Genomic DNA, 12,329 nt, shown 5'->3' with positions numbered 1-12,329 from the left:
TTAACCCTCCAGTTCGTAGCGGTAGTCTTCAACGACAGTGTTTGCGAGCAGCTTTTCACACATCGATTTTACGCGTCCTTCGGCCTCTTCCTTGTTCACGTCGCCCAGCTCGAGCTCCATATATTTGCCGATACGCAGGCTTTCCACTTCATTGAAACCGAGCGAGTGCAGTGCGCCTTGAACGGCAACCCCCTGCGGATCGAGTACGCTTTGCTTGATGGTGACGTAGACTTTGGCTTTCATGGATATCCTCCTGAATGAGGCCCTCCCGACTCTCTTTCTTCCTTATAAAAGGCTAGTGGAGGCGGGGAGTTGGCCGTTTTTATAGTGGTGAGTTAGACGGCGAGCCGCTTTCGTCCCATACGGGACACGCTTGAACGATAGTGCAGGGATTAATTTGCCGACACTGACGAGTGATGCGGGACGCCTACCTGAAAGAACGAATATGTCTCTCGGGCGGCTTCAGCTTTTAAAGACCCATCAGGCTTTCGCCGGTCAGCCGCTCGTAAATGCTGAGATAGCGTTTGGACGTTTCTTCAACGACATGTGCAGGAAGCGGGTCCGGTGCACTGTTCTTGTCCCAATCCGTGCTGGACAAGTAATGGCGAACCGGCTCTTTGTCCATACTGTCGATCTCGATATCGAGCGCATACTTGTCTTCTGCCCAGAAGCGGGAAGAATCCGGCGTGAAAATCTCGTCGATCAGAATGATTTTGCCGTCGACTCTACCGAACTCGAATTTGCAGTCGGCGAGAATGATACCTTTTTCGGCGCAGCGTTTAAGGGCGAAATCATAAAGCGCAAGGCTTTTGTCCCGCAGCTCGGCAGCCAAGTCGGCTCCAACAAGTTCTTCCATCTTGGCAAAAGAAATGTCTTCGTCGTGACCGACATCATTTTTGGCCGCAGGAGTGAACAGAGGTTCCGGGAATGCTGCATTCTTGCGCAGACCTTCCGGCAGCGGAATGCCATTGATACTGCCATCCGACTGATACTGCCGCCAGCCGCCGCCGGTAATATACCCGCGCACGACGCATTCGATATCGATCCGTGCCGCTTTGCGTGTCACCATAATGCGGTTCTTAAGCAGTTTGGGGTCTTTAATGATCGCTCCAAGCTTCAGGACATCGGTATGAACCACATGGTTTTCCAGCAGATCGGCTGTTTGTTCGAACCAATAAGCACTCAGGCTGTTCAGTACATCGCCTTTGAACGGAATAGCGGGATCAAGCACATAATCAAATGCGGAAATACGGTCGGTCACGACGATCAGATAATGCTCGCCGAGATCGTACAGCTCGCGTACTTTTCCTTTATACAGCAGCGGCGCGTCCACCAAATGTTCGGCAGTGGACAGAGCCTGCGAAGATACGAACATAATTCTCCCCCTTTACAATGAAATGCTAGCGATGATTCTGCGGCTGCCGAAGCCTGCGGTTATCCGCACGGCTCGCATCCTCTCCGGCGTTTTGAAGTGCCGCATCGAAGAGGAGCGCGCACGGTCCGTTCACAGGGTTTTCGGACTACTCGTTCAGACCCAGTTTTGCGAAGATCGTATCCACATGCTTCAGATGCCAAGCCGGGTTGAACGCGTCTTCGATCTCTTCCGCACTCAGCACATCGGTAATTGCAGGGCTATCCAGCACAATCTCTTTGAAGCTGCGCTGTTCTTCCCACGCCTGCATCGCTCTCGGCTGCACAGTATCATAGGCCTGCTCGCGGCTCATGCCGGAGTCGATCAGCTTGGTCATAATGCGGCCGGAGAACGGCACGCCGTAAGTGCGTTCCATGTTGCGCTTCATATTTTCCGGGAACACGGTCAGATTCTTGATGATATTGCCGAACCGGTTCAGCATATAGTTGAGCAGCATTGTCGCATCCGGCAGAATCACGCGTTCTGCGGAGGAGTGCGAAATATCGCGTTCATGCCAAAGCCCTACATTCTCGTATGCCGTCAGCATATGACCGCGGATTACGCGGGACAAGCCGGAGATGTTCTCGCTGCCGATCGGATTGCGTTTGTGCGGCATAGCCGACGAACCTTTTTGACCTTTCGCAAACGCTTCTTCCACTTCACGGAATTCGCTCTTCTGAAGGGCGCGCACTTCTGTTGCGAACTTGTCGAGCGATGTCGCGATCAATGCGAGCGAAGCCATGTACTCCGCATGACGGTCGCGCTGCAGCGTTTGGGTCGAGATCGGCGCCGCTTTCGTGCCAAGCTTCGCGCAGACAATCTCTTCGACGCGGGGATCGATATTGGCATATGTGCCGACCGCGCCGGACATTTTGCCGTACTGTACGCCGTCTGCCGCATGGCGGAAACGCTCCAGGTTGCGCTTCATCTCTTCGTGCCACAGTGCCATTTTCAGACCGAATGTAGTCGGCTCCGCGTGTACGCCGTGAGTACGGCCCATCATTGGAGTGCTCTTGTAGGCGATCGCTTTATCTTTCAAAATTTCGATAAAATTCAGGATATCCTGTTCAAGAATCTGGTTAGCCTGCAGCAGCAGGTAACCGAGCGCCGTATCGACAACGTCCGTCGAAGTCAGGCCGTAATGCACCCATTTGCGCTCGTCGCCAAGGCTTTCGGATACCGCACGGGTAAACGCGATCACGTCGTGACGCGTTTCCTGCTCGATCTCGTAGATTCGGTCGATATCGAAAGTCGCTTTTTCGCGGATCAATTTGACGTCTTCCTGCGGGATTACGCCGAGTTCAACCCAGGCTTCGCAAGCGCAAATTTCGACTTCCAACCATGCTTTGAATTTGTTTTCTTCGCTCCAAATACTGCGCATTTCCGGTCTGCTGTAACGTTCGATCATAAGGGGTATGGCCTCCAAGGGTAAAGTTTGAGGTCCGCCGCTGGGCGAGCCTTCTTTCATTATATAGGGAATGCGGGCTAGACGGGACTGACTCCAATAGTCACGTGGTGTGGCGAGCGGCAGCGGCGTGGCACAGGCACATGGTTCAACTAACCGCATGGCGCGTGGTTCAGCTAACACCATCGCACGTGGCTCAGCTAACTGCATGGCACACGGCTCAGCTAACTGCATGGCACGTGGCTCAGCTAACTGCATGGCACGTGGCTCAGCTAACTGCATGGCACGTGGCTCAGCAAACTGCATGGCACACGGTTCCGCTAACTGCATGGCACATGGCTCCGCTAACTGCATGGCACATGGCTCAGCTAACTGCATGGCACGTGGCTCAGCTAACTGCATGGCACGTGGCTCAGCTAACTGCATGGCACACGGTTCCGCTAACTGCATGGCACATGGTTCCGCTAACTGCATGGCACATGGCTCAGCTAACTGCATGGCCAGGCGCTTAATCCATATCAAGCCAAGTTGCAAAAACTGCAACATTTTGACCAAAAACAGGTCTTATCTTGGCCGAAGTTGTACTTTTTACAACATTACGGCTGAAAAAGCATGAATTCTGCCGAAGCCAAGTCAAAATGTTGTATATTCTACAACTTTGCCTTTTCAATCTCCGCCTAACTCTCATTATTGTTGTAAAAAGTGCAGCTTACGCATATCATCCGCCTGATGAATACAACAGATAGCTGCCGGCGGCTGATGCTAATACTTTGCGGTCAATGTCTTCAACGCCGACACCGGCACTTCATGCCCACCCGCTCCTGACTTCGGTCACGGTCGAGCGACTCTCGCTTCGGTCACGACGCCGACACTTTCGTCACAGCTAACCACAGCACCAAAAATCGTTACTCCACCGGCCAGAGGCCTGTACGGTCGATCCAAGCCAGCGCATCCGCCGTATCGCCGCAGAGCAGATTGATATGCCCCATCTTGCGCCCGGTCTTGGCTTCGTCTTTGCCGTACAGATGGAACTTCGGCCGAATCGCGGCAGCCGTTTCGGTCGGTTCGACTCCCACGCTGTCTGGAGACAGCATTAGCTTTGTTACACCATCCAGATGTTCACCCAGCACGTTGACCATAACGACCGGTGTCCGCAGCTCGGGACTGCCGAGCGGCAGACCGCAGATTGCCCGCACATGCTGCTCGAACTGCGAAGTTGCACAAGCTTCCATCGTATAGTGCCCCGAATTGTGCGGTCTCGGCGCTACTTCGTTCACATACAACCGACCGTCTTCGCCGTAGAACATTTCGACGGCAAGCAGCCCGACTGCGCCAAACGACTCGGCAATTCTCGCTGCCAGCCGCTCCGCTTCGGCAAGCACATCCGCAGGAACACGGGCTGGAACGATCGAAGCGTGCAGGATGCCGCCGCGATGAATATTTTCTGCCGGCGGGAATGTGCTTGTCTCGCCCATCGAGCTGCGTGCCGCGATTACCGAAATTTCGCACCGGAACGATATGAACTGTTCCAGCACCAATTCCGCTCCAGTTACAGACAGTTCCGCATAAGCCAATGCCACTTCGCTGCCGTTACGGATGACGAACTGGCCTTTGCCATCGTAGCCTCCGGTCGCCGTTTTCAGTACGCACGGTGTGCCCAGACGCTTTACAGCCTCATCCAGCTCCGCTTCGCTCCCAATGGCCGCATAAGGAGCGACCGTCGCTCCCGCCGCTTCCAGTGCCGCCTTCTCGCGCAGCCGATGCTGCGTCGTGTACAGCAGCCGGCTGCCCTGCGGCACGTACGACCGCTCCTCGAGCAGAGCGGCCACTTCCGCATCCACATTCTCGAACTCGTATGTGATCACATCCGTCCGCTCAGCCAGTTCCGCTGCCGCGTCCTTGTCACTATAGGCGGCAACAATCTGCGCCGCCACCTGACCGCAGGGCGCTTCAGGCGCCGGGTCCAGCGCCACGAAGCGGTAACCGAGCGGCGCTCCGGCCAGCGCCATCATGCGGCCCAATTGGCCGCCTCCAAGCACGCCGATCGATGCGCCCGGCGCGATGATACGCGCCTTCCGGCCTGCGTTCACCGTTTGTCCGGCCGGTATGTCTCCGGCTTTCGAGTGTTCCGCGTTCCCGTTTGTCCGCATCGTTTCCTCCGCCGCCATTCCGCTTTTGTCTCCCGTCATGGAAGCTCCGCCTCCAGCACTTCGCGCTCAATTCTCGCCCGGCGGGCTGCAACGCGGTCCAACACCGCATCGTCAGAAACACCGACAATCTGCGCCGCCAGAAGGCCGGCGTTAACTGCGCCGGCTTTACCGATTGCAACTGTTGCCACCGGAATGCCTCCCGGCATCTGTACAATCGAGAGCAGCGAATCCAACCCGTTGAGCGCAGCCGATTGAACCGGCACGCCGATCACCGGAAGCGGCGTCTTGGCTGCGACCATACCTGGCAGGTGGGCTGCGCCTCCTGCACCCGCAATAATGACCTTGAAGCCGCGCTCACGCGCTTTCTCTGCGTATTCGAACATCAAATCAGGCGTACGATGAGCCGAAACGACCTTCTTCTCATACGGAATTTCGAGTTCTTCGAGAATCTGACAAGCATGCTGCATCGTTTCCCAGTCGGATGTGCTGCCCATAATGACCGCTACCTGCAAAGACATGATCCACCCTCCATTGATCTTTTTATATAAAAAAAGTCCGGTATTCCGCAAAATCTTTACGATCTTTCGGGAATCCGAACTCGGAAAAACGGGGCACCCTCACTATTCCCACAACCTGCCGGAGCAGGCGTGCAAAGACGAAAATACGCATCTGCCCGGCACAAGCCGGCGAAGAATGGATTCTCGTTCGAGAAAGCAGGGCAGAACCGGACTGCCGACCAAGTCGGCGCCGGAACTCTCGAGATGCCGGCTTCACAGCCGACTACCGCGATGGCCCGTCGTTTATTCCGTAGTCCGGAATTTTACGGTTCCCGGGTAGATACTGCCGGGCCCTATCCCCGGCTTTATACGGCTCACTATTCAATTCGTCTTCGGGACACGGTTTACACGCGCCCGACTTCAGTTCCAGTTTAACAATTCCGTACACGTCATGTCAAATTAAAACCGAACATTTCAAAAATGTAAAATCTAAATGTTCGTTTTTAAACGGCAGGCAAGCGAGAAGCTGAGAAATGTGTCCGATCTTCGGTCAAATCGGTGTATGTTCATCAAATATTGGGAATTGCTTCTTTTTCCTTTTTCTACAAAAAAGGCCCGAAAAACGCAGTGCGTTTTCCGAACCTTTTCTCTTGTTTTCCCTGCTGATTTTCTCTTATCCGTTCTTTTCTGACTCTTTTCTTCTATTATTATCACTTTACTACTATTACTTTATTGCTTTTAACCTGTAGCTCTTACTTCACAACCAGCACAGGAATTTGAGCCTGCTGTACCACGTTGTGACTGACGCTGCCGAGCACGAATTCGCGAATTGCACCAAGTCCGCGGCTGCCAATGATAATTAGATCGACACCCAGCTCCTTTGCATACTCCAAGATTAATACAGCCGGAGCACCCTGCCGCATTTCAATCCGTGCGTTGATGCCTGCCTCATTGACGCGGCGGCGTGCTTCTTCCACCGTCTGTTCGGCCAAGTCAAAGAACTCCTTGTTCACACTGCCCGGTACAGGTGCAATTCCGTCACCCACGAAGAAACGCGGGTAATCGTAAATATGCAGCACTTCCAGCTGGGCATCCGGCGAAGCTTTCGTCAGCGCGATTGCCCGATCAAGCGCCTTGTTGGACGCTTTGGAACCGTCATAGGCTACGAGAATTTTGGAAAACAGCATCATCAAGCACCTCTTTCTTCTTTTCGAATTCGGACTCCATCCGGTTCCTTGCGCATTCAAATCTGAAGCCGGATATCCGTTTACATTCCTTATTACCCTTTCGAAAAGGAGAATCAAACTTCCTTGCTTGCTTTTCCTTCTTTAGTAAAGATTTCTAACGGTTGATTAAATAAAATAAACCGCTATATATGGCGATATTGAACAGCAGCAGCGCAGGAACACCGAAGCGGAATGAAGCATGCTGCGTCTTGTGACGCTTTTTCCGCATCGCCGCCCAGATTCCAAGCGCGCCGCCCACGAATGCCCAGGTGAACAGCGTACGCTCCGGCACTCTGCGTCTGCCCTTTTTCGTCCGCCGCTTGTCCGACGCCATAACTATGTAAGCAGCAATATTCAGTACAATCAGAAATCCCGCCAATACGAGATCGATCATCGGAATTGTAACCGTCATTCTTATCCCCCATATCCGAAATCCGCTGTGGAACAAATGTTCAAGCTGCAGCGATACTATTTCACCTCGCAGCAGAGCCGATCTCCCGCTATTATAATACGAATCATACCGCTCCGCCTATATCGTCAAGTCCGCTTTCTTAGGACCTGAACTAAGGTCAGTCTTCAAATGTTTTGCACTAATCCGGATACACCCTTCAATTTCGATTCCAGTCTGCTATACAGTATGTGTCTGCTGCGCTCGTTCCGGGTTTGTAAGTCTAAGATAGTCCACTACTTGACTTTTCAGTGTGTTCGGCGACAGGCACTTACGCGTAATCCGAATCTTTAAGGCTGTTTCTGTGCATTAACAATTGGACTGATCAGAGATAGCAAAAAACCGCAGAGAACAGGCTGCGGTTTGCTTGGTTTTTAAGTTATGCACATGTGGGTAACTTTTGAAATTGCGTTTTTTTCACGAGTTATCCCTTATATGTGAGTAAGCTGTTCAGAAGTAGTCGGGCAGGTAAGGTGTACGGGTCGGAATAAGCGCATCCAGCTGTTCTGCGAGTACTTCGGAAGTATTCAGCAGACCAAAGCGCTGAAGATCGGAAGGTCGGCGGTAGCCAAGCAGCATCGAGGTCAGGATTCCGATTGGCACAGAGATCTCTTGATCACCGAGCTGCTCTATCCCTTCCGAATTTGATTCATCATTTTGCTTCACGGCTTCCAGTTTCCCTTCCCCTTCCGGAGAAACGGTCCAGATCCATGTTCCTTCATTCCATGGAGCATCACGGTCTTCAATTCGCAGAGCGAAACGGGAAGAAGATCCGATTTGGGCAAATGGATAAGCTTTGATAAATTCTGCTGCATCTACGATCCGGCCCATAAAATACGGTTCGATCTCCTGCTTGACCATCGGATTGGAAAGAAGAAGCGGCATTGGATCATCGACTGGCAGTTTGAGCTGTACTTCTTTGAGCTTGGAATCGTGGTTAATAATAAAATCCCATAGACCCTGCCGGGCCGTCTCATTCAGCCAAAAGATTTCTTCGGTGATCCATAGTCGGTTTTCGATTTCATACAGGACATAAGCTTCCGCTTCACCAGCTTCGTTATAATAAACGGCTGTATACGAAATGTCGTTCATGATTCGATTCTTCCACCAACTGCCGCTTCGCGCCATTGCTCCGTTATAACGCACAACGGCACGGTCGTAGATGGACTTTAGCACGTCGATGTCGCGAACTTCACGTACAACGCGTCCCGGTACGTTTTTACGGGCGGGAAGCTTATCGACGGGAATCGAAATGTTTTTGTTTTCAGTAAACAATTCCCAACCGTATTTACGGTAAAAGGCAACGGAAAACGGATGCAGATACGAGAGCAGCTGTCCCTGTTCCTTCATCTCTTCAAGCGCGCGGCGAAGAAGCCGGGATACCATGCCCTGCCGCCTCTTCTCCGGCCAAGTAGAAACTCCGGCGATTCCGCCCATCTTAATCTGCTGTCCGTGTATGTAGACTTCAAGAGGAAGCAGTGCCAACTTTGCACACAGCTCGCCATTCTCGAATACGCCCCAAACCGGTTCGTCGGCAAATCGGGTTCGCCGCTCCTCTTTTTGCTCCGCGCTCAATTTGTATAAAAACGCGTATTCCGCCAACTCAATATTCGCATCAAAGTCCTGATCGGTCAGCCGCTTGATTTCCATTGGCTTTCTTGCCTCCTTCGGTCATTGGGTTCATCTGATGCTTCTCCACCGAAGAGCCGAATTCCTGCGAGAGACTGTACTTCTTTCCGCAAAAAAAGATCCCCCTACCATATGGCGGATCTTTAGAATATTTCTATTATCGATTCTATCGCTGCTTCTATGATACTTCTATTGATACTTTCATAGTCGTTCCTTGGTAACAAGTTGTTCCCAGTGTCGTTGTCTTCGTCGCTTTTACTTCTATTTCTTTCTATTTTCATTTCTAGTTCTTTCCGTTTTTGCGTTTCTGCTTTCTTCCTTCAAAGACGTTTGGAGTGGTCGATGATCCGGTCCACTACACCGTAGTTCAAAGCTTCCTCCGCAGACATGAAGTAATCCCGATCCATATCTTTTGCAATCCGCTCGATAGGCTGTCCCGTATGCGCGGCGGCAATTTCGTTCAAGCGTTCTCGAGTTCGAATGATCCGTTTGGCACTGATCGCAATGTCACTGGCCTGACCTTGTGCGCCGCCATGCGGCTGATGGATCATAATCTCGCTATTTGGCAGCGCGCAGCGCTTGCCCGGAGCTCCGGCCAGCAGCAGAATCGCTGCAAAAGATGCCGCCATACCCGTGCAGATTGTATGCACATCCGGCTTAACGTGACGCATAGCGTCGTAAATCGCAAAGCCTGCCGTAGTGACTCCACCAGGACTGTTAATATAAAAGTGAATGTCTTTCTCAGGATCCTCGGCTTCCAGCAGCAGCAGCTGCGCGGTAATGCTGTTGGCAATCTGGTCATCGATCGCAGAGCCCAGAAAAACAATCCGGTCCTTCAGCAATCTGGAGTAAATATCGTAAGATCTTTCGCCGCGGCCGGTTTGCTCCACGACATAAGGAATAAATGTGCTCATCCGCTGTCCCTCCTTGGAAAGATTGAATCCGCGACATCACGACCGTTGTCAGGCCGCCTGGCGGAGACGTATCTGAGAGAAGCATGTTCGGCTGCTGCGGTACAAGTCCGGCTTGAGCAAAGATTGTACCGACCGATCAGGCTGGGCTGTCGATGTGCAGCGGATTGCAAGAGCCGCCTCTTCACCGCTGCCTCCATTTCGAAGGATAAGCAGTGCCCGTACATCTTGAAGACGGATCGCCTCCATATAAGCGAAGATCGTTTGCTCGTCTTCGATCCGATTCTTTTCCATACTGCTCGGCCCTTCATTTTCCGCTTTCCGGTATCTGTCGAGCTTTCTTCTGGCTCGGTGCAGGGAAGCCTTGACTCCGCCCTCCGTTGTACCCAGCAGCTCTGACGTTTCCGCTGCAGTAAACCGCAAGTATTCCATCAGGAGATATATGGTGCGCTGCTCTGGTGTTAGAACATTCACCAAACGTTCCGCCGCAGACCATAATTTCAGCGGATCGCATGAGTCGGCAGCAGCCTTTTCAATTCCGTTATCGCCTTCGCTATCGAATCCAATGTTGAGCCTGGTTCTCTCCCGTCCTTTTCGTATCCGATCAATCCAGGCATGATACGCTATGTTCCGTAAATAGGTACGATTCCATGTATGACCGTCTTTGCAGAACGCGGACCATGCTTTGAGCCAGGTTTCCTGCAGCAGATCTTCTCCATCTTCTCTGAAACCAGTCAGAAAGCGACAGTATTTACTCAATGCTTCATTATGTTCTCCAATCAATTTCATAAACTTACTGCGGCTCTCTATAAGATACGCATTACCGTCGGTTGATTGTTCCTCTATGCCAAATTCCCGCTCGCCAAGCTTCATCTTCATTTATTCGTCTCCTCCTTTCTGTCGGATTCATCAGCTTAAACGGATTAGCGGATTCAAACGATACTCTGTTATACTATATTTAAAACTTTTTAACTTATTCTTTGTTTTTTTAAAAGTTGTGTTTCACTCCTCTGTTATGAGGTTATAACTATACATAGAGATTTTAAACAAACAAATGTTGATCCGCAATGGCGCAGCATATAACCTTGAATAACGGGATATCGGCATAAAAAAACAGGAACCAGTTGCGAGCTGGTTCCTGCGAAATCGAATCTTTGTGAGAGAAGATTGGATGATGATCGATAGACTTCAGATTAATGAGGATAACTCATTTGAAGATCTATTAAAAGCCGATGTTATCGATGAGTTTGATGATCCCGTTTTTGAAGGTTGTTGCTGCGCCATTTGTGTTGACCAAAGTGTTACGCTCAAAGGTAACATTTTTGATTGTGGCGTCGCCCCATACTCCGATACCACGATGCGCACCATCCGTAATGACGTTTCCGTAGAACACGACATTGTCGATCGTACCCTGCGAAGCGTAAACGAGCACGTTCGGGTGGTTTTGTGGTGATTGAATGCCTGTGTGATGAATCGTATTATTGTTGACGTTAATGCGGTCTACGTTCAATGTGTTGTACGAACCTTCGACTGAAATATAGATACCGGCCATCATCGTATCGGCTATCTTATTATTTTCAATCAAAACGTCCATACCGCCTACTACCGAAATTCCGCGAGCTTTGGAGAAGTTTCCAATGTCGTTGCCGCGAATAACAATGTTGTTGACAGGTGTCGGGCTTGTTCCGTAGCTGACTACTGCGACACCATCGTCGCCTACACCCATCACTGTATTGTTTTCAACTGAAATGTGATGACTTTGAGTCGTCATATGAATGCCGTCTGCTCCTGTGTTTTCAACCAAGTTGTTGGTAACGACCCCATTATTCGAACCGTATGCCATCATAATACCTGCTGTGCTGGACTTGCTGACATGAATATTATCGATTACGAAGTTGCTTGCACTGCGTACCGTAATGCTGTTTTTCTCATGAGCGCCGTTACCTCTAGGTACGGTCGTTTGGTATTGGTGTTTAAAGTTTCGAATTTCAACCTTGTCGCCTTTAAGATCGATTGAACCTTTTTCCGGATTTGTAGACATCAGTACGGTCGACGACCTGCCTGCGCCCACTACCTTGATGCTGTCGATAACAAAAATGCTGCTCAATGTGAACTCGCCTTCTGGAATTGTCAGCGTCTTGCCTTGGGATTTCGCTGCTTTAGCTGCTGCCTGGAAAGCGCTCAAATCATCTTGGCCATCATTTGCCACAGCGCCGAAGCTGGTGACCGAAAGTGCATTCGCATCTGGTACCGGTGCTGGCGTTGGTTCCGGTGTTGGTGCTGGTGCTGGTGTCGGTGCTGGTTCCGGCGTTGGTGCTGGTTCCGGTGTTGGTGCTGGTTCCGGTGCTGGTGTCGGTTCCGGCGTTGGTGCTGGTTCCGGTGTTGGTGCTGGTTCCGGCGTTGGTGCTGGTTCCGGTGTTGGTGCTGGTTCCGGCGTTGGTGTTGGTTCCGGCGTTGGTGCTGGTTCCGGTGTTGGTGCTGGTTCCGGCGTTGGTGTTGGTGTTGGTTCCGGCGTTGGTGCTGGTTCCGGTGTTGGTGCTGGTTCCGGCGTTGGTGTTGGTTCCGGTGTTGGCGTGATGCTAGCGGCAGTAAAAGTCACTGTCGGATTCCACAACGTTTGGTCGGATACGGTATCACCTTTTTTATTTAAAA

At 51.5% G+C, this 12,329-nt stretch carries 11 protein-coding genes and 1 riboswitch; all 11 genes read right to left on the bottom strand.

The features are described 5' to 3' along the window. On the bottom strand, window positions 1-243 hold the full coding sequence (gene purS / locus F456_RS0116315; protein WP_018978120.1) for a phosphoribosylformylglycinamidine synthase subunit PurS: 243 nt from the start codon (window positions 241-243) through the stop codon (window positions 1-3). A 226-nt stretch (window positions 244-469) separates the two neighbouring features. Further along, window positions 470-1,375 carry a phosphoribosylaminoimidazolesuccinocarboxamide synthase gene (locus F456_RS0116310; protein ID WP_018978119.1) on the bottom strand — a complete coding sequence of 302 codons (906 nt, stop codon included), beginning with the start codon at window positions 1,373-1,375 and terminating at the stop codon, window positions 470-472. A gap of 145 nt (window positions 1,376-1,520) precedes the next feature. Then, a complete protein-coding gene (gene purB, locus F456_RS0116305; RefSeq protein ID WP_018978118.1) occupies window positions 1,521-2,819 on the bottom strand; it encodes an adenylosuccinate lyase in 1,299 nt (432 codons plus the stop codon). A 902-nt stretch (window positions 2,820-3,721) separates the two neighbouring features. Next, complete coding sequence (purK, locus tag F456_RS0116300) at window positions 3,722-5,005, bottom strand: 5-(carboxyamino)imidazole ribonucleotide synthase (RefSeq protein WP_018978117.1); 1,284 nt, start codon at window positions 5,003-5,005, stop codon at window positions 3,722-3,724. Next, window positions 5,002-5,484, bottom strand: a complete 483-nt coding sequence (gene purE, locus F456_RS0116295) for a 5-(carboxyamino)imidazole ribonucleotide mutase (protein ID WP_018978116.1) — start codon at window positions 5,482-5,484, stop codon at window positions 5,002-5,004. The genes purK and purE overlap by 4 nt, the downstream gene beginning before the upstream one ends. 270 nt (window positions 5,485-5,754) lie before the next feature. After that, window positions 5,755-5,856: riboswitch (purine riboswitch) on the bottom strand. Window positions 5,857-6,215: 359 nt separating this feature from the next. Continuing rightward, the gene (locus F456_RS0116290) at window positions 6,216-6,650 is read right to left on the bottom strand and encodes a universal stress protein (RefSeq protein WP_026293929.1); all 435 of its coding nucleotides are present in this window, start codon (window positions 6,648-6,650) and stop codon (window positions 6,216-6,218) included. 154 nt (window positions 6,651-6,804) lie between these two features. Continuing rightward, window positions 6,805-7,101, bottom strand: a complete 297-nt coding sequence (locus tag F456_RS0116285; protein WP_018978114.1) for a DUF1294 domain-containing protein — start codon at window positions 7,099-7,101, stop codon at window positions 6,805-6,807. Between the two features lie 486 nt (window positions 7,102-7,587). Further along, window positions 7,588-8,787, bottom strand: a complete 1,200-nt coding sequence (locus F456_RS0116280) for a GNAT family N-acetyltransferase (RefSeq protein ID WP_018978113.1) — start codon at window positions 8,785-8,787, stop codon at window positions 7,588-7,590. 299 nt (window positions 8,788-9,086) lie between these two features. After that, on the bottom strand, window positions 9,087-9,680 hold the full coding sequence (clpP, locus tag F456_RS0116270; RefSeq protein WP_018978112.1) for an ATP-dependent Clp endopeptidase proteolytic subunit ClpP: 594 nt from the start codon (window positions 9,678-9,680) through the stop codon (window positions 9,087-9,089). A gap of 48 nt (window positions 9,681-9,728) precedes the next feature. After that, window positions 9,729-10,556: an RNA polymerase sigma factor gene (locus F456_RS23730; RefSeq protein ID WP_018978111.1), complete on the bottom strand. Its 828-nt coding sequence runs from the start codon at window positions 10,554-10,556 to the stop codon at window positions 9,729-9,731. 343 nt (window positions 10,557-10,899) lie between these two features. Then, window positions 10,900-12,329: right-handed parallel beta-helix repeat-containing protein (locus F456_RS24885; protein ID WP_244878760.1), on the bottom strand; the 1,430-nt coding region annotated here is incomplete at its 5' end.

It is taken from the genome of Saccharibacillus kuerlensis DSM 22868 (assembly GCF_000378145.1).
GTDB classification, from domain to species: Bacteria; Bacillota; Bacilli; order Paenibacillales; family Paenibacillaceae; genus Saccharibacillus; species Saccharibacillus kuerlensis.
This window is presented reverse-complemented; position numbering and strand designations above follow the sequence as displayed.